Source organism: Streptomyces sp. NPDC020845 (assembly GCF_044334165.1).
In the GTDB taxonomy this organism is placed as follows: Bacteria; Actinomycetota; Actinomycetes; order Streptomycetales; family Streptomycetaceae; genus Streptomyces.
Window position 1 is genome coordinate 1 of the sequence record NZ_JBIRSJ010000017.1, and the last position, 16,204, is coordinate 16,204.

Consider the following 16,204-nt stretch of genomic DNA (forward strand, 5'->3'; position numbering starts at 1 on the left):
TTCACCCGGAAGCAATAGCCGACGGAACCTCCACCAGCGACCTTGCGCCCACCCCCAGCCGGAAACGGACATAGCCTTACGAACCGCCCACTCAGACGGGCTTACTGCTTCCCATTCACGGGGAGCAAGGCCGAGTAGGTGTCCGGGGATACGTAAGGCATCGGCAATCGTTGCGATCTTTTGGAATGAGCTAATGCGACCCTGGCCACGTGCCAGGGTGCCCACTCGCTCGGGCTTGATGTCACACTCAGCAGCGATCTTCGAATAGCTGATCTTGGCCAGGTCACGGGCCAGTGAGAAGACAGCACCGAAGTCGTGAGCCACGATCGCAGCCCGCATCTCCGCGTGGTTGAGCAGTTCACGCGGTAGCGCTGTCGGTGGTTGGTAAACGGTCATAGGTACCCCGTCGCGCCTGCTGGTGACAGTGTGTCGCAATGCCCGGAACGTCAGCCTACCCATGATGGGGATACCCACGGTCGGGAAGTCAGTGCCGTTGGAAGAAAGCACAGTTGGCAGACACGCCAGACCCCCGCGACCGGGCGTGGTCCGGGGGCACGGCCAACGCTGTGTAGGAGCGTCAACATGCAGAAGAATATCCCCCGAATCGTGGACGGGCTCTTGCGGCTGATGCTGCCCGCCCCCGGCCGCCATATCGGAACCATCGGGCACGGTGTGAAGGCGGTGGCGACATGAGCAAGCGGCCCCGCCTGCTGCCGTGGCCGAACTCGGCCGGGAAACGCTGCTATCTCGTGACGGATGACGACGGTGACAGTCGTCTGTCGAGACTCGCCGATGAGATGGAGGCGATGCAGCTCAGGGCAGGGGCCCAACTCCTCGGACATGCGGGCGAAATGCTCTGCGATCACAGGGCAGACGTGCGGGAGCTGCGGTTCCTCGCGAAGTGCCTGTGTGAGGCGCTGCGCGACGCGCTGCGGGTCGCCGAAAGTCGGGGCGGACGGCTTGCCTCAGCCAACGGCGAGCCGCACGACGGCCCGCAGGTCCATCTGGAGCCTTAGAGGGGCGTGCGAATGAGCCAATCCCAGTCAGGTGCGTCAGAGGGGCGGCAGGTCGTGCCCGTCCCGGTTCGCGGCCGCGAACCGATCCGCTTTGCCGGCGGCCGACAGCGTTACTCAATAGGTGGCCGGTGGCGTGGAGTACGTAACAACGATCCAGTCGAAGGGACGACACACAACATGAGCAACATGCAGATCATCACCGCTGCCGATGGCGGACAGCACGGCGGAGGCGGCGGAGAGGGAGACGACGGACACCCCGGCCAGCCCTGGACGCCTCCGCAGGAGCCCCCATCGCCCGACGGCGACACCCCGCCCGGCGATGGGACGCACCGCAAGTGACACCCGACTCCGTACGACGGGACCGCCCCAGCCGCGAGGAGCTGGGGCGGATCCTCCTTGAAACGCGTGCGATGTCGCCAGACTGGGCTCCGACCTTCGCGGCGGTCGACCGAGCCGCCTTTCTGCCTGACCTGATGTGGCCGTTCGACATGGACACCGGTACGAGCGTCAGTGTGGACAGGGCCGCTGACCCCGATGCCTGGTACGGCGCAGTGGACAGCAATGTCCCCATCGTCACCCAGTGGGACGACGGCAAGCACACCGGAACCGCACCGGGGAGGCTGTCCACCAGTTCCTCCTCCATGCCTTCCGTCAACTACGCGATGCTCCAAGCCCTGGACATTCACGAGCGCATGAGCGTGCTCGACGTGGGCACCGGCACGGGCGAGACGGCCGGGGCGCTGACACACCGCTGTGGCGGTCGTAACGTCACCACGGTGGAGGTGGACCGCGCCGTGTCGACGCGGGCCCGCGAACGGTTGTGCGCGGCCGGGCTGTACCCCGACGTCATAGCGGGCGACGGGATCAAGGGCTGCATCAGCAACGCGCCGTATGACCGCGTCCTGGCCACGGTCGGGCTCCGGGAGATCCCCGGGGCGTGGGTCGAGCAGACCCGACAGGGTGGCATCATCCTGGCCCCGTGGGGGACCCACTACTCCCATGCCGACGCCGTGGCCCGACTGGTGGTGAAGGGCGGGACAGCGTCGGGCCGCTTCGTCCGGCCCGTCGAATTCATGAAGACGAGGGCACAACGCCTACCTGCCCGGGATCATGGGGATTACGTTCCGTCGGACGGCTTCGACCATGCCGATACGTCCACCACAGACGTGACGGAGTCCGATTTTGTCACCGGCCAGTACACGGCGCTCCCCTTCGCCCTGGGGCTCCGGGTACGGAATTGCGCCCAAGCCGTGGCCGACAAGCGCAACGGGGCACGGCCTGTGTGGTTCTACGGGCTGAGTGACCGCTCCTGGGCGTGTGCGATGTTCCGCGATGGGGGCACAACGCGCGTCTGGCAGTCGGGCCCGCGCCGGTTGTGGGACGAGGTGGAGGCGGCATACCGGTGGTGGAAAGACCGGGGCAGGCCGGAGCACACCCGGTTTGGTCTTACGGTCACGCCAGAGGGACAGCGGGGGTGGCTGGACGACCCGGCCGACTCCTGGTCTGTGTGACCCCGGCCGGGTCCCACCCGGGGTCGGTGGGGCGCTGAGGCAGGATGGCTCCATGAGCATCGTGAAGATCAATGTGCTGACGGTCCCCGAGGAGCAGCGCGAGGTGCTGGAGAAGCGCTTCGCGTCGCGGGCCGGGACGGTCGAGAACTCGGACGGGTTCGAGTGGTTCGAACTGTTGCGGCCGGTGGAGGGCACCGACCAGTACCTCGTCTATACGCGCTGGCGCAGCGAGGAGGACTTCCAGGCGTGGATGGAGGGCCCGATGAAGGCGGCCCACCAGCGTGGCGGGGAGGGCGCGCCGCAGCAGAAGCCTGCCGCTTCCGGGTCGACGCTGTGGTCCTTCGAGGTCGTGCAGCAGACCGGACCCAAGCAGGACTGACCGCCCCCTAGGGCGTGCGGTGAGGAGGTGGGTCGTTGCGCGGGGAGCTGACGGCGAAGGGGAAGGCGACCCGGAGCCGGATCGTCGAGGGGGCCGCGGCGGTGCTGCGGGAGATGGGCGTCGCTTCGGCGACGCTGGACGACATCATGGCGCGGACCAGCACCAGCAAGGGCCAGCTGTTCCACTACTTCCCGGCCGGGAAGGATGAACTGCTCGTCGCCGTGGCCCAGTTCGAGGCGGATCAGGTCCTGGAGGACCAGCAGCCCTATCTGGGCTGTCTCGACTCCTGGGATGCCTGGGAGCAGTGGCGGAACGTGGTGATCACGCGCTACGAGGCCCAGGGGGACCAGTGTCCGCTGGGGTCGCTGTTCCTTCAGATCGGGCGTTCGACTCCCGGGACACGGGCGATCGTGATCGAGCTGATGCGTCGCTGGCAGGAGAGCCTGGCGGCGGGCATCCGGGCGTTGCAGGCGAACGGCAGGCTTCCCGCCGATGTCGATGTCGACGCGCGGGCCGCGGCGCTGCTGGCCGCGATCCAAGGGGGCGTGTCGATCCTGCTGTCGACGGGGCAGTCCACCCATTTGCGTGCCGCTCTCGATCAGGGGATCGCGGATCTGCGCCACGCGGGCCGCGCCGCGGCGTGATCTGCCGTCCGGTCGTCGGGCATGAGACGGGGGTGGGCGGTTTCACCGAAACCGCCCACCCCCGCCCCCTCAGGCGGCGATGACGGCGGCGGTCGTACGGCCGCCGTCGACGTCGAGCACGATGCCGTGCACGAATGAGGACTCGTCAGCGGCCAGGTACACCGCGGCGCTCGCGATGGCGTCGGGGGTGCCCATCCGGCCCGCTGGGGTGCCCTTCATCATCACCTCGGCGGCGTGGGCCGCTCCGGCGTCCGGCGCCAGCACCACGCCCGGGGAGATCGCGTTCACGCGTATGCCCTGCGGCCCGAACTCCGCCGCCCAGGCCCGGGTCAGGGTCTCCATGGCCCCCTTGGTGGAGCTGTACAGGGCGCCGACGGGAACGCCCAGCCGGGCGATCCAGGAGCCCAGGTTGATGATCGCTCCACCGCCGGACTCCGCCATGGCGGGGGCGACGGCCGCGGTCAAGAAGAACGGTGCCTTCACGTTGACCGCGTAGACCCGGTCGAAGGTCTTCTCGTCGGTGGCCGCGGTCGGGTCACCGGGGTAGATGCCGGCGTTGTTGACCAGGACGTCGACACGGCCGCCGAGGACCCGCGTCGCCTCCTGGGCCAGCGCCTGCGAGGCAGCGGCGCTTCCGTCCAGGTCGGCCCGTACGAAGTCGGCCTGGCCGCCGCGTACGCGGATCCCGTCGACGACCTCCTGACCGCGCTCGGCGCTGCGGCCCGAGACGATGACTTGTGCCCCCTCGGCGGCGAATGCCTCCGCGATCGCCCGCCCGATGTTGCTGGTCGCGCCGGTCACCAGCGCGGTCTTGCCCGCAAGCCGCATCGACATGGTCCACTCCGTTGCTTGATCTTGCTTGAATCTCCACCGTGAAACCGCGCGGCCGAACCGCATGCCGCCTCCGGCCGGACGGGGCCCTGGACGGCCAGGGCGCAGTGCCCACTGTGCGAGTCCAAAATTGGACCCGCAAGTCCAAAGTTCGGTGTGTGCCGGCCCGCTGCCCCTGCCCAACGCCCGCGACCGGGTATCCCGCGTACTGGTCGATGCCGGTCATGGGGAGCGCGCCGTCGCCGAGTGAGCGGCCGTGGGACTCGTCGCCGACGCCGCCGGAGATTGCCGAGTACGGCCGGTTCCCGGGTGCGTTCCCGGGCGAGGGGACATCGGGGCACCGTCATCCGGTGGCCGTCGAGGTGCTGAACCATGCGATCGGGCACCCGGGAGTGCCATGGACGAGCGCGCGCCCCGACGGAGAAGTGGCCGAAGAGGTCCACCGGCTGCTGACCGACGCACTCTCTTCGGGATCCGAAACGCTGGATGAACGGGCTCGCGAGCTGATCGCCGCACTGACCAGGGAACTGGCGGGAGGCTTTCGCGATCTGGTACGTGTCACGGTCGCCGCGGAGCCGGATGGCCAACCGCTCGGCGATGAGCTGCATCTGCTCGGCCGAGATCTCGGCGGGGACACGTTCCGGCTGTCCATAGCCCCCTCGGCCGCCCCGCCGCCCTCCGATGGGCTGTGGCCGGACCCTTCCCGGGTGCTGGACGGCGAGATCGCCGCGCCCCCGCCGCGTTCCGCGCGTGGTGGCCGAAGTCGGACCGCTGGGCGGAGCTGGTGGACGACGAGTGGTGGGAGGAGGACGAAGCCGATCTCCGCCGGCTGGACGACGAGACTCTGGCGAGGGTCCTGACGGACTTCGACGAGCACAATCTGGAGCAGGCCAGGACCGGCGCCTGGGCCATGGGGGACATCGACGACTACGACATCGACGACGACCCTCAGCCCCGCTTCCCAGGCGACCAGCTGGTGGTCTTCCTCGGCCGGGACGTGTTCGACACCGTCACCGCGCAGGTCACTGACGGCTCCGGCCGTGTGGCTCCGCCGGCGTACGGGATCGGCCTTCCGGTCGACGTCTCGGATGAGGACTACGGCTTCCAGGCCTGTCTGCTGCTTGTCGGAGCCGAGTCGGTCGGCATCGTCACAATCGACGCGTCGGCCTGACGCGGAGGCTACGCTCGCTCGGATGATCACTACTTGGGAGCCCACGGCGGCGGGCGTACTGCGGCTGCCTTCGGGTCGACTCGTACGGGGCAGGGGGCTGCGCCACCCCCTGCCGGCCGGGCCGGAGCCCGGCTTCGCGCTGTATCTGCTGGGCAAGGAGCCGCCCGCCGTCTCCTGGGAGGCGCGCTGGGTCCGCTGGCCGGACTTCCGGCTGCCGTCCGACCGTGCCGCGGCCGGGGAGGCGCTGCGCGAGGCGTGGGAGCGCGCCGCGGGCGAACGCGTCGAGGTCGCCTGCGGCGGCGGGGTCGGCCGCACCGGCACGGCGCTGGCCTGCCTCGCCGTGCTGGACGGGGTCCCGGGCCACGAGGCGGTCGGCTACGTCAGGGAGCACTACGCGCCGCGCGCCGTCGAGACCCCCTGGCAGCGCCGCTTCGTGGCCCGCTTCGCCCCGTGATCCAGCCCGTTCAGATGCTCAGCAGCCGGTCCAGGACGTTGCGGTAGCCGCGCATGGCCAGCCGCAGGTCTTCCGTCCGTACGGTGCCCGACTCGTTCTCCCGCCAGGCGTCTTTGAGCGTACGGCGGCGGTCGGCGAGGAGGTCGGCGAGGCGGCCGGACAGCTCGTCGAGGAGCAGATCGGCCTCTTCCACGGCGTCGCGCGGGGCGTCCACGAAGCCGCTGACCGCCTGCCTCAGGCGGCGGGCCAGCTCGTCCTGCTCGCTCGGCGGGAGGACCGGGAAGGTGGGGCCGTTGGGGACCTCGGGAATGGCCCCCGAAGCCCCCGTGGTGCCCGCAGCCCCCTTGGCTCTCGTGGCGCTTGCGGCGCGTGGAGCCGGGGTCGCATCGTGGGTCTCGGCCATCAGATGTCACCCCGTCCCAGGTTCCCGCCGCGCATCGCCCACGGCGCGTGCGTTTGCCTATGCGCATGCGGCCGCGTGCCGTCGCCGCCGTGGTGCGGGGGCTTGACCAGGTCCTCGAAGAGGACCCGGGCGTGCACCACGGCCTCGCGCAGCTCCTCGGTGTCCGCCCGGCCCTCACGGGCCCGCAGGGCGGCGGCGTGGACCTGGCGGTAGCCCTGCACGCTGTCCGCGTGGTGCACCGACAGGGCCGCGACCTGCTCGTCGTAGCGGTCGGAGGGGAAGCCGCGGTCGTGGGCGAGCCGGGCCAGCAGTTGGTCGGCGTCGGCCGTGGCGCGGGCCGGCTGCTCGATGAACTCCTCCTGCACCCGGGCCCATTCGGCCACGTACCGCTCGCGCAGCTCGCCGGAGAGCGGCCGGGTCTTGAGGCGGCCGTGCCGCCGCAGCCGCTCGTCGAGCTCCCGCTCCGCCGCTCTCGTATCGCCCGCGTGGCGGGCGACGGTCAGGTCGTACTCGGGCCCGAAGCGGCGTCGCAGAGCACGGTTCCGACCTCCGTCGCGCGCTCGGATGAATCCCGCGGCGAGCGCGGCAACGAGGACGACGGCGACGACAACCACGGTGATACTCACGCCAGTTGACATGGTCTGCTTCTGCCTTCCGCCCGTGCCCCCTTCCGTCCGGGGGCTGTTGTCCGCCGGGTTGCCCCCTTCACCGCCTTCAAACTCACGGGTCTCGGCAGGCGTGCGGAGCGGGCGCCTCGGGCGGCCGGCGGTAACTCGGGTGCGGGGTCCCGGTGGCAGCTGTCACGATGCCTGCCATGAGCACCAGCACGCCCCGCCCCCGCGCGCCCTTGACGGTCGCCCCGCGCCCGGTCGACGACCCGGTCTCGGCCGGTCTGCTGCGCGACTACCTCGTCGATGTCGCCGACCGCTGGTACGAGCTGTACGAGGGGCGCTCCACGACCCCCGAGGAGATCGACAAGCATCTCGCCGAGATGCCGAGCGACGACCTCGCCCCGCTGCACGGTGTGTTCCTGGTGGCCCACCACGACGGCGAGCTCGCAGGCTGCGCGGGCGTACGGCTGCTGGAGGGCGGCGGTACGGCGGAGCCGGGGCTCGGCCGTACGGCGGAGCTCAAGCGGATGTTCGTACGGCCGGCCAAGCGCGGCCTGGGCGCGGGCGGCGTGCTGCTCGCGGCGGCCGAGGCGGCCGCGCGTGAGCTGGGCGCCGGGCGGATCGTGCTGGAGACGCGGCTGGATCTGCGCGAGGCGCGGGCCCTGTACGCACGGCACGGGTACGCGGACGTGCCGCCGTTCTGCGAGGGTCCGTACTCGGAGGTCTGGCTGGGCAAGGAGCTGGACAGGGAGGCGAACAGGGAGGCAGGCAAGGAGCTCGGCAACCGCGTCGCCGGCTGACCGCCAGCGCGGCGACCCGGCGGGGGCCCACTCGGCGGGGGTGCCCACCCGCCAAGGCCGCGACCCGGCGGGGGCGCCCACCCGGCGGGGGCCCACCCGGCGAGGTGACGACCCGGCGAGGTGACGACCCGGCGGGGGTGTCCGCCCGGCGCAGCCGCTACGCGATCCCGCCTACGCCGTCCGCGGCGGTCCCGGGCGGTGTGCGTCGCCGCCGTCGCCCGGCTGTTCCGCGTCCGAGCCGCACAGCTCCCGGTTCAGCACCCGCACCAGCTCCATCAGATCGGTCGGGCGGTCCGGGGACCACCAGTCGCCCAGGAGCTCCGCCAGCGACTCCCCCCGGGCGCGGTAGAGCCGTTCCGCCACCCTTCGTCCTTCCTCGGTCGGCACGAGCGACACCCCGTCGCGCGCGCCCAGCCCCCGCTCCTCGATCTGCCGGGCCGCTTCGGTGATGACCCACGGCGGCGCGGTCGAGCGCTCGGCCAGCAGGTAGGGCTCGACCGCGCCGTAGTGGGTCATCCGCAGCAGCATCCAGCTCGCGGCCGGTCTGAGGTCGAGGCCGGCGCGCTTGGCGATGTCCTCGTAGACCTGTTTGCGGCCCTCGCGGCTGCCCAGCAGCGAGAGGGCGCGGGCGACCTCGTCGTGCGAGGAGCGCTCGACGGGGTTGCTGGCGACCACCTCGCTGGCCTCGGGCGCGGTGACGCTGGCCCGCAGCGGCTCCTCGTGCAGGAACCAGGCCAGGACGAAGGCGATCAGCACGAACGGCGCCGCGTACAGGAACACATCGGTGATGGAGACGGAGTACGCGTCCAGCACCCTCGCCCGCAGCGCCGCCGGCAGCAGCCGGACCCCGCGGGGGTCGGCACTCAGCGCGCTGGGGTCGACGCCGGGCGGCAGCCGCTGTCCGGCCAGCACATTGGCGAGGTGGGGGGCGAGGCTGTTGGCGAAGATCGTGCCGAAGACGGAGACGCCGAAGGAGCCGCCGATGGAGCGGAAGAAGGTGTTGCCGGAGGTGGCGACGCCGAGGTCCTGGTAGCGGACGGAGTTCTGCACGATGGTCACCAGGACCTGCATGACCAGGCCGAGCCCGAAGCCGAAGACGAAGAAGTACACGCTGGTCTCGGCCACGCCGGTGGACGGCCGCAGCTGGTGCAGAAGCAGCAGGCCGACGGCGGTGACGCCGGTGCCGAGGATCGGGAAGACCTTGTAGTGGCCGGTACGGCTGACGACCTGGCCGGAGCCGGTGGAGGCGAGCAGCATGCCGAAGACCATCGGCAGCATGTGGACGCCGGACAGGGTCGGGCTGACGCCCTGTACGACCTGCAAGAACGTCGGCAGGTAGGTCATGCTGCCGAACATCGCGAAGCCGACCACGAAGCCGATGACCGAGCAGACCGCGAAGGAGCGGCTGCGGAAGAGGTACAGCGGCAGCACGGGTTCGGCGGCGCGCCCCTCCACCCGTACGAAGGCCACCAGCAGCACCAGCCCCAGCAGCGCGAGCCCGACGATCTGCCAGGAGCCCCAGGGGTAGGTCACGCCGCCGAGGGAGGTCATCAGCACCAGCGCAGCGGCGACGGAGGCGATGAGGAGGGTACCGAGGTAGTCGATGGTGTGGCGGGCGCCGCGGACCGGGATGTGCAGCACGGTCGCGATGACGGCGAGGGCGATGATGCCGAGGGGGATGTTGATGTAGAAGACCCAGCGCCAGCTGAGGTGGTCGACGAAGAGCCCGCCGAGCAGCGGCCCGAGGACGCTCGTGGCGCCGAAGACCGCGCCGAAGAGCCCCTGGTAGCGGCCGCGTTCGCGGGGCGGGACGATGTCGCCGACGATCGCCATCGACAGCACGATCAGCCCGCCGCCGCCCAGCCCCTGGAGCCCGCGGAAGACGATCAGCTCCGGCATGTTCCGGGCGAGCCCGCACAGCGCCGAGCCGATGAGGAAGATGACGATGGCGGCCTGGAAGAGCTTCTTGCGCCCGTATTGGTCGCCGAGTTTGCCCCACAGCGGGGTGGCGGCGGTCGAGGCGAGCAGATACGCGGTGACGACCCAGGACAGATGCGACAGTCCGCCGAGATCGCTGACGATCGTGGGCAGGGCGGTGGCGACGATCGTCTGGTCGAGCGCGGCGAGCAGCAGTCCGAGCAGCAGGGCGCCGATCGCCACGAGGACCGTACGCTTCGTACGGTCCTCCCCCGGGCCGAGCGCCACGGGGCCCGGGGCCGGGGTCGAGGGGCTCGCGTCCTGCGCCATGGGTGACTCCGTACCTTGTCAGCGCGCGGCAGCCCGCGCGCGGGCCTCCGCGCTCCGTCCTCGACCAGCCGCCGACTCGTCCCTGACTCGTCGCCTTCGTCCCGGTCCGCGTTCTTCACCCCCATCCTCGCCTTTATGTCTCGTTACGGCCTGCTGAGAAGGCCCACACTCACTGGGAAGCGCTGCGCGGAACATGACAGGCTCTGCATAATCGCTGCGACTCCAGGAAGGGAAAGACCCGTGACGGCAGACCTCTGCCCGCACTGCTTCGCGCCGGCGCGCGACAACGGCCGCCCCGGTTGCGCGTGTGCAGCGCGCGCCGCCGCGGCTGCCGCGGCGGCGGGCGACAGCGAGGACCACATACGCGACGACCGCGACGGCATACGCGACAGCCTGCGTGAGAACACGCGCGAGGGCATGCGCGAGAGCATGCGTGAGGACACGCGCGACGGCTTCGACGACGAGATACGCGACGACCCCATGGGCCCACGCCCGTACGTCACGTTCGCCGGCGAAGAGCGCCGCAAGGGCCCCGAGCTCCGCGACATACGGCTGTTCGAGCGCATGACGACCCGTAGATCCGCCCGCGAGGACCACGACGCCCACGATGCGGACGCGGAACTCGAACAGACGGGGAGAGACCAGGCCGGGAGAGCGGACGGCGCGGACGGAGCAGCGGCCGGAGCGGGCAGAGCGCGCAGAGACGCGGGCAGAGACCACAGAACCGCCGCGGCCGCGGGGGCCGCCGCGGTGACCCAGGCGTTCGAGCCCGTCACGCAGCCCATCGACCGGATCAGCCCGGTCAACCGGACCGACCGGATCGGGGCGGCCGAGGCCGCGCGGACCGAGGCCGACGCGTCCGCTCCCGCCGGGGGCGGTGCCGGGCCCGGCACCGGGCGCCACCGGAAGAGCCGCAGAGGCCCGGTGGTGGCGGTGCTCTCGGGGGCCGCGGCGGTGGCGGTGGCGAGCACGCTGGCCTTCGGCACCGGCTTACTGGGCGGGGACAAGAAGCACGACCAGGAAGCCGACCGGACGCTGTCGGACCCGAGCTCCAGCGCACCGGACGACGACCCGTCGACCAAGGACGACAAGTCGCCCGACAAGAAGCCCTCGCCCTCGGCGTCGTCCACCACCCCCGCCACGACGCCTTCCGCCGCCAAGAAGGAGAGCGCGAGCCCGCGACCCAGCCACTCGCCGTCGGCCTCGAAGTCGAAGGCACCCTCCAAGTCGGCCACCTCACCCACCCCCTCGGCGACCGACGCGACCGGCAGCGTCTCCCCCGGCCCGACCGAGACCCCGACCCCCACCGGCCCGCCCGTGCTGCAGGAGGGCGACAGCGGCTCCGAGGTGGTCGAGCTCCAGAAGCGGCTGGGCCAGCTGCTGCTCTACCTGGGGTCGTCGGACGGCGAGTACGACGACGGCGTACGGAACGCGGTGACCAGCTTCCAGAACACCTACGGGGTGGAGGGCGACCCGAAGGGGGTCTACGGGCCCAATACGCGCCGTGCTCTGGAGTCGCGAACCGACGAACCGTAAAACGCGAAGGCCCCGCCGGTGCCACTGGCGCACCGGCCAAGGTCTTTGTATCGTAGAGGAACAAAGTGGTTCCGCCCGCACTCCCTGACCGGCGGGCGGAGCCACTTGTCTCTTTTACCGCGCCTTGGAGTACGCCGATGCCGGCCACCGCCCCGTTCACCGCCCGCGCCCTTCTCCTCGACATGGACGGCACCCTCGTGAACTCCGACGCCGTGGTGGAGCGCTGCTGGCGCCGCTGGGCCGCCGAGCACGGGCTCGACGCGGAGAGCATGCTCAAGGTCGTACACGGGCGGCAGGGGCACGCCACCATGGCGGTGCTGCTCCCCGAGCGGCCCATGGAGGAGAACCTGGCGGACAACCGGCGGATGCTGGAGTGGGAGACCTCGGACGTCGACGGCGTCGTGCCCATCCCCGGCGCCCCCGCCTTCCTGGCCTCGCTCGCGGACCTGCCGCACGCCCTGGTCACCTCCGCCGACGAGGGGCTGGCCCGCGCCCGGATGGACGCGGCGGGGCTGCCGATGCCGAGCGTGCGGGTCACGGCGGAGTGCGTCGGGGCGAGCAAGCCGGACCCGGAGGGCTTCCTCAAGGGGGCGGCCGAGCTGGGCTTCGACCCCGAGGACTGCGTCGTCTTCGAGGACTCCGAGGCGGGCATCGCGGCGGGCCGGGCGGCAGGTATGCGGGTCGTCGGGGTCGGCCCCCGAGCCGCGGGCCACGCCCCTGACGCACACGTACGGGACCTGGAGCAGATCCGCGTCGAGGCGCTGCCGGAGGGCACCCTGCGCCTGCACTTCGCGGACTGACAACACAGCCCGGTCAGCACAGCGTGAGACCCCCGGCCGGGCCGGGGGTCTCACGCTGTGGCGTACGGGCCGGGGTACGGCGAGCCGTCAGCCCGCCGCCGCCTCGTACAGGCTGAACCCCGCCAGCGCCAGCATCACCAGCGCCGCCACCTTCGTGATCAGCCGCAGCGGTACGTACCGCATCAGCGTGCGGCCGCCCAGGATGCCGAGCCCCGCGACCGCCCACAGGGCCAGCACGGCGCCGAGGCCGACCGACAGCGGGTCGTCGTAGCGGGCGGCCAGGTTGGCCGTCATGATCTGGGTCAGGTCGCCGAACTCCGCGACCAGGATGAGCATGAACCCCGCCCCCGAGACCTTCCAGAAGCTCTGGTCGGCGGGGGTGCGGATCTCTTCCTCCCCGTCGTCCTTCTTCAGCAGCAGCATCGCCGCGCCCCCGAGGAACAGCACTCCGACGACCGTCTGGACGAGGCGGTGCGGGAGCAGCCCGAGCACGCTGCCCGCCGCGATCGCGAGTACGACGTGGACCGCGAAGGCGGCGGCGACCCCGACGAAGACGTACGAGGCGCGGTAGCGGGTGCCGAGCATCAGCCCGGCGAGGGCGGTCTTGTCGGGCAGCTCAGCCAGGAAGACGACGCCGAAGACGACGGCGGCGATGGTGAGACTGATCACAGGGGTTACCTCAAGGGGCTCGGGCCGCACCGAGAGGGGCCCTTGGGGAGGGGTCGCTTCGGCACGGCAGCGTCGGACACTGCGGCCGAAGGTCTCGCTGGCGTACGCACCTCCCCATCGGGACGGGTGCCATACGCTCCGGGCGCCGGCCCGCACCACGAGGGGCGGGCAGTATGTCGACGGTCCGGCGAAGAGCTACTCCCCTTCTGCTGTTCGCAAGGATACGCGACGCGCCCGGTGCGGGAGCCAGGGGGCCGGGAGGCCGGGAGCGGGGCCCGGGGAGGCCGGGAGCGGGCCCGGCCCGAGGGAATCTCTGGGCCCGAACCCCTCGACATGACGTGTCCATGTCGCCAATCTGTTACCTGTCGCACTCCGGAGAGAAACGTTCCGGCGACAGCATTAACTCCGCGTTACCCGGCTCTCACCGGGCCGAACCGTCCCCCACTCCAAGGGAGTTCGCATGTCCCGAATACGCAACGCCTTCGCCCGGCGCGGCTTCTACGCGCGTCGACGGCTGAGCGTACTGGCCGCGGCCACCGGTCTGATGGCCCTGGCGGGCCTCTTCAACGGCCCGGCCGCCCAGGCGGCACTGCCCACCCCCGTAAGCGCCGCCACCGCCCGCACCTACCTCGCCTCGCTGACCGTGGCGACGGAGGACCGCACGGGCTACGACCGTGATCTCTTCCCCCACTGGATCACCCAGAGCGGCGCCTGCAACACCCGTGAGGTCGTCCTCAAGCGCGACGGCACCAACGTGCAGCAGGACTCCAGCTGCGCCGCCGTCAGCGGCACCTGGCGCTCCGTCTACGACAACGCCACCTGGACCGCCGCCTCCGACCTGGACATCGACCACCTCGTCCCGCTCGCCGAGGCCTGGGACTCCGGCGCGAGCGGGTGGACCACCGCCCGCCGCCAGTCGTTCGCCAACGACCTGACCCGTCCGCAGCTGATCGCCGTCACGGACAACGTGAACCAGGCGAAGGGCGACCAGGACCCGGCCGAGTGGCTGCCGCCGGTCACCTCGTACCGCTGCACCTACGCCCGCGCCTGGGTGCAGGTGAAGTACTACTACGGCCTGTCGGTCGACTCCGCCGAGAAGAGCGCCCTCAGCTCCATCCTCAACGGCTGCTGAGGCCCCGTCCGGACAACGTCCCGCACGACCCGAACGGGTGCTGAAGGCTCCGCACCGGAACCACCGCGCCCTCCTTCGTCGTTCCGTACCGTAAGGCCTTGCACGCCACCAAGCGACGGAGGAGGGCCGGATGGCCGGGTTGCGCCTGGGACCGCTGCTGCGCCATGTCGACTGGGAAACCGGCACCAGCGCGACGGTCTGGATCGAGGCCGACCGGCCTTGCGAGGCCGAGGTGCGCTGCGCCGGCGGCGCGGGTGGCGCGGCCCGCACCTGGTCGATCGCCGGCCACCACTACGCGCTGATCCCGGTCACCGGGCTGCGTCCGGGCGGCGAGACGGCCTACCGCGTGCTGCTGGACGGCGAGCAGGTGTGGCCGCTGCCCGACTCCCGCTTCCCGGATTCCACGATCCGCACCCCCGCCCGGCCCTCCGCCTCCGCCTCCGATGCCGATACCGGCTCCGCCACGGACCCTGACGCCGCCCCCGACGCCGTGCGCGTCGCGTTCGGCTCCTGCCGGTGGGCCGCGCCGCCCGCCGACGCCTCGGCCGATCCGATGGGCCCCGACGCCCTGGACACCCTGGCGCACACCCTCGCCCACACCCCCGGGGCCGAGCGCCCCGACGTGCTCGTTTTGCTGGGCGACCAGGTCTACGCGGACGAGACCTCCGAGGAGACCCGCCGCTGGCTCGCCGCGCGGCGCGATGTGACCCAGCCCCCGTGGCAGCAGGTCGCCGACTACGAGGAGTACACCCGGCTCTACTACGAGTCCTGGCTGGACCCCGAGGTGCGCTGGCTGCTGTCCACCGTCCCCAGCTGCATGATCTTCGACGACCATGACGTCATCGACGACTGGAACACCAGTGAGGCATGGCAGCGGGAGATGCGCGCCACCCCGTGGTGGCAGGAGCGGATCCTCAGCGGCCTGATGTCGTACTGGGTCCATCAGCACCTGGGCAACCTCTCCCCCGCCGAGTTGGCCGCCGACGAGTTGTACGCGGCGGTGCGGGCCGCGCCCGAGGGCGACGGCACGGATCTGCTGCGGGAGTTCGCCGCCCGCGCCGACGCCGACCCCACGTACGCCCGCTGGAGCTACCGCCGCGACTTCGGGCGGGTGCGGCTGCTGATGGTCGACACCCGGGCCGCGCGGGTGCTGGAGGAGGGCGCGCGGGCGATGGTCGCCGAGCCCGAGCTGGCGTGGCTGCGCGAGCAGGCGCTGGAGGGCACGGACAGCTATGCCACGAGCGGCCGCGCCGGGCCGTACGACCACCTCCTGATCGGCACCTCACTGCCCTGGCTGCTGCCGCACTTCGTCCATGACGTGGAGGCGTGGAACGCCGCGGTGTGCCGCGGCAAGCGCGGCCCGCGCTGGGCGCGGATCGCGGAAGACCTGCGGCAGCGCGGCGACTTGGAGCACTGGGCCGCCTTCCCTGCGTCCTTCGACGCGCTGACCGAGCTGATCGCGAAGGTCGGCGGCGGGCCCGCGGCGCCGGCGACGATCAGTGTGCTGTCCGGCGATGTGCACCATGCGTATGTCGCCGAGCCCGACTGGTCGCGCTGGCCGCAGCCGCCGGACAGCCAGGTGCGGCAGCTGACGTGTTCGCCCGTGCACAACCGCACTTACGCCTCGATCCGGCTCGGTTTCCGGTTCGGCTGGAGCCGGGCGGGCCGCCGGCTCGGCCGCGCCTTCGCCCGGCACGGACGAGTCACCCCGAGCCGCCTCGACTGGCGCAAGACGGGCGGCCCGTGGTTCGGCAACCAGCTGATGACGCTGACGCTGCGCGGGCGTTCCGCGCGGCTGCGGCTCGACCAGGCACAGCCCGATCCGTCGGGCGGCGGGGCGCGGCTGGTCACGGCCCTGGAAGCGGACTGGCCAGAGGGCTGACCCACACCCCCGCCGTCGATCAGCGCCTCCCGCAGTCGAATTGTGGCCGTGCGTCGAAACACCAACCCGGCGTGATCCCTCCCACAACGGAGGCCGGAGTTCCCTGCCTCGGCGCGAT

The 16,204-nt window shown here is 71.5% G+C and carries 17 protein-coding genes and 1 pseudogene; 12 read left to right on the forward strand and 6 right to left on the reverse strand.

Translation table 11 applies throughout. The features are described 5' to 3' along the window. Nucleotides 1-396 (reverse strand): annotated as a pseudogene (locus ACH4U7_RS38555) (hypothetical protein); the annotation flags it as partial. A gap of 293 nt (nucleotides 397-689) precedes the next feature. On the opposite strand from ACH4U7_RS38555, the gene ACH4U7_RS38560 reads away from it, so the two are divergent. The 5 genes from ACH4U7_RS38560 (at nucleotide 690) to ACH4U7_RS38580 (ending at nucleotide 3,550) form a co-directional block, all read left to right on the forward strand. Beyond that, entirely contained in the window at nucleotides 690-1,016 is a 327-nt protein-coding gene (locus tag ACH4U7_RS38560; protein ID WP_398532433.1) for a hypothetical protein, read from the forward strand. Nucleotides 1,017-1,193: 177 nt separating this feature from the next. Further along, complete coding sequence (locus tag ACH4U7_RS38565; protein WP_398532434.1) at nucleotides 1,194-1,355, forward strand: hypothetical protein; 162 nt, start codon at nucleotides 1,194-1,196, stop codon at nucleotides 1,353-1,355. A gap of 71 nt (nucleotides 1,356-1,426) precedes the next feature. Continuing rightward, nucleotides 1,427-2,527: a protein-L-isoaspartate O-methyltransferase gene (locus ACH4U7_RS38570; protein ID WP_398532435.1), complete on the forward strand. Its 1,101-nt coding sequence runs from the start codon at nucleotides 1,427-1,429 to the stop codon at nucleotides 2,525-2,527. Nucleotides 2,528-2,579: 52 nt separating this feature from the next. Continuing rightward, on the forward strand, nucleotides 2,580-2,906 hold the full coding sequence (locus ACH4U7_RS38575) for an antibiotic biosynthesis monooxygenase family protein (RefSeq protein WP_398532436.1): 327 nt from the start codon (nucleotides 2,580-2,582) through the stop codon (nucleotides 2,904-2,906). 35 nt (nucleotides 2,907-2,941) lie between these two features. Continuing rightward, nucleotides 2,942-3,550 (forward strand): TetR/AcrR family transcriptional regulator, encoded by a 609-nt coding sequence (locus ACH4U7_RS38580; RefSeq protein WP_398532437.1) that lies wholly within the window; start codon nucleotides 2,942-2,944, stop codon nucleotides 3,548-3,550. A gap of 69 nt (nucleotides 3,551-3,619) precedes the next feature. On the opposite strand, the gene ACH4U7_RS38585 is transcribed toward ACH4U7_RS38580, so the two are convergent. After that, nucleotides 3,620-4,384 (reverse strand): SDR family NAD(P)-dependent oxidoreductase, encoded by a 765-nt coding sequence (locus ACH4U7_RS38585; RefSeq protein WP_398532438.1) that lies wholly within the window; start codon nucleotides 4,382-4,384, stop codon nucleotides 3,620-3,622. A 685-nt stretch (nucleotides 4,385-5,069) separates the two neighbouring features. Between ACH4U7_RS38585 and ACH4U7_RS38590 the strand changes: the two genes are divergently transcribed. Next, nucleotides 5,070-5,552: a hypothetical protein gene (locus ACH4U7_RS38590; protein ID WP_398532439.1), complete on the forward strand. Its 483-nt coding sequence runs from the start codon at nucleotides 5,070-5,072 to the stop codon at nucleotides 5,550-5,552. Nucleotides 5,553-5,574: 22 nt separating this feature from the next. Next, nucleotides 5,575-6,006 carry a protein-tyrosine phosphatase family protein gene (locus ACH4U7_RS38595; RefSeq protein WP_398532440.1) on the forward strand — a complete coding sequence of 144 codons (432 nt, stop codon included), beginning with the start codon at nucleotides 5,575-5,577 and terminating at the stop codon, nucleotides 6,004-6,006. Between the two features lie 10 nt (nucleotides 6,007-6,016). On the opposite strand, the gene ACH4U7_RS38600 is transcribed toward ACH4U7_RS38595, so the two are convergent. Both ACH4U7_RS38600 and ACH4U7_RS38605 read right to left on the reverse strand, forming a co-directional pair. Then, nucleotides 6,017-6,409, reverse strand: a complete 393-nt coding sequence (locus ACH4U7_RS38600) for a hypothetical protein (RefSeq protein WP_398532441.1) — start codon at nucleotides 6,407-6,409, stop codon at nucleotides 6,017-6,019. Then, on the reverse strand, nucleotides 6,409-7,047 hold the full coding sequence (locus ACH4U7_RS38605; protein ID WP_398532442.1) for a hypothetical protein: 639 nt from the start codon (nucleotides 7,045-7,047) through the stop codon (nucleotides 6,409-6,411). Before ACH4U7_RS38605 ends, ACH4U7_RS38600 begins: the two co-directional genes overlap by 1 nt. 176 nt (nucleotides 7,048-7,223) lie before the next feature. Here ACH4U7_RS38605 and ACH4U7_RS38610 point away from each other — a divergent pair, with 176 nt between their 5' ends. Then, nucleotides 7,224-7,820: a GNAT family N-acetyltransferase gene (locus tag ACH4U7_RS38610; protein ID WP_398532443.1), complete on the forward strand. Its 597-nt coding sequence runs from the start codon at nucleotides 7,224-7,226 to the stop codon at nucleotides 7,818-7,820. Between the two features lie 171 nt (nucleotides 7,821-7,991). On the opposite strand, the gene ACH4U7_RS38615 is transcribed toward ACH4U7_RS38610, so the two are convergent. Continuing rightward, on the reverse strand, nucleotides 7,992-10,067 hold the full coding sequence (locus ACH4U7_RS38615; RefSeq protein WP_398532444.1) for a DHA2 family efflux MFS transporter permease subunit: 2,076 nt from the start codon (nucleotides 10,065-10,067) through the stop codon (nucleotides 7,992-7,994). Nucleotides 10,068-10,307: 240 nt separating this feature from the next. Here ACH4U7_RS38615 and ACH4U7_RS38620 point away from each other — a divergent pair, with 240 nt between their 5' ends. Then, the gene (locus ACH4U7_RS38620; RefSeq protein WP_398532445.1) at nucleotides 10,308-11,603 is read left to right on the forward strand and encodes a peptidoglycan-binding protein; all 1,296 of its coding nucleotides are present in this window, start codon (nucleotides 10,308-10,310) and stop codon (nucleotides 11,601-11,603) included. A 137-nt stretch (nucleotides 11,604-11,740) separates the two neighbouring features. Next, a complete protein-coding gene (locus ACH4U7_RS38625) occupies nucleotides 11,741-12,403 on the forward strand; it encodes an HAD-IA family hydrolase (RefSeq protein ID WP_398532446.1) in 663 nt (220 codons plus the stop codon). A gap of 87 nt (nucleotides 12,404-12,490) precedes the next feature. On the opposite strand, the gene ACH4U7_RS38630 is transcribed toward ACH4U7_RS38625, so the two are convergent. Then, nucleotides 12,491-13,072, reverse strand: coding sequence for a TMEM165/GDT1 family protein (locus ACH4U7_RS38630; RefSeq protein WP_398532447.1), 582 nt, complete (start codon nucleotides 13,070-13,072; stop codon nucleotides 12,491-12,493). Between the two features lie 460 nt (nucleotides 13,073-13,532). Here ACH4U7_RS38630 and ACH4U7_RS38635 point away from each other — a divergent pair, with 460 nt between their 5' ends. Continuing rightward, on the forward strand, nucleotides 13,533-14,204 hold the full coding sequence (locus ACH4U7_RS38635; protein ID WP_398532448.1) for an HNH endonuclease family protein: 672 nt from the start codon (nucleotides 13,533-13,535) through the stop codon (nucleotides 14,202-14,204). Nucleotides 14,205-14,334: 130 nt separating this feature from the next. Beyond that, on the forward strand, nucleotides 14,335-16,086 hold the full coding sequence (locus tag ACH4U7_RS38640; protein WP_398532449.1) for an alkaline phosphatase D family protein: 1,752 nt from the start codon (nucleotides 14,335-14,337) through the stop codon (nucleotides 16,084-16,086). The last annotated feature ends 118 nt before the right edge of the window (nucleotides 16,087-16,204 follow it).

Coding starts and splice junctions, on each gene's coding strand:
- ACH4U7_RS38560 (WP_398532433.1), top strand. CDS start 690: ATGAGCAAGCGGCCCCGCCTGCTGCCGTGGCCGAACTCGGCCGGGAAA.
- ACH4U7_RS38610 (WP_398532443.1), top strand. CDS start 7,224: ATGAGCACCAGCACGCCCCGCCCCCGCGCGCCCTTGACGGTCGCCCCG.
- ACH4U7_RS38600 (WP_398532441.1), bottom strand. CDS start 6,409: ATGGCCGAGACCCACGATGCGACCCCGGCTCCACGCGCCGCAAGCGCC.
- ACH4U7_RS38635 (WP_398532448.1), top strand. CDS start 13,533: ATGTCCCGAATACGCAACGCCTTCGCCCGGCGCGGCTTCTACGCGCGT.
- ACH4U7_RS38575 (WP_398532436.1), top strand. CDS start 2,580: ATGAGCATCGTGAAGATCAATGTGCTGACGGTCCCCGAGGAGCAGCGC.
- ACH4U7_RS38615 (WP_398532444.1), bottom strand. CDS start 10,067: ATGGCGCAGGACGCGAGCCCCTCGACCCCGGCCCCGGGCCCCGTGGCG.
- ACH4U7_RS38625 (WP_398532446.1), top strand. CDS start 11,741: ATGCCGGCCACCGCCCCGTTCACCGCCCGCGCCCTTCTCCTCGACATG.
- ACH4U7_RS38585 (WP_398532438.1), bottom strand. CDS start 4,384: ATGTCGATGCGGCTTGCGGGCAAGACCGCGCTGGTGACCGGCGCGACC.
- ACH4U7_RS38595 (WP_398532440.1), top strand. CDS start 5,575: ATGATCACTACTTGGGAGCCCACGGCGGCGGGCGTACTGCGGCTGCCT.
- ACH4U7_RS38570 (WP_398532435.1), top strand. CDS start 1,427: ATGTCGCCAGACTGGGCTCCGACCTTCGCGGCGGTCGACCGAGCCGCC.
- ACH4U7_RS38565 (WP_398532434.1), top strand. CDS start 1,194: ATGAGCAACATGCAGATCATCACCGCTGCCGATGGCGGACAGCACGGC.
- ACH4U7_RS38605 (WP_398532442.1), bottom strand. CDS start 7,047: ATGTCAACTGGCGTGAGTATCACCGTGGTTGTCGTCGCCGTCGTCCTC.
- ACH4U7_RS38640 (WP_398532449.1), top strand. CDS start 14,335: ATGGCCGGGTTGCGCCTGGGACCGCTGCTGCGCCATGTCGACTGGGAA.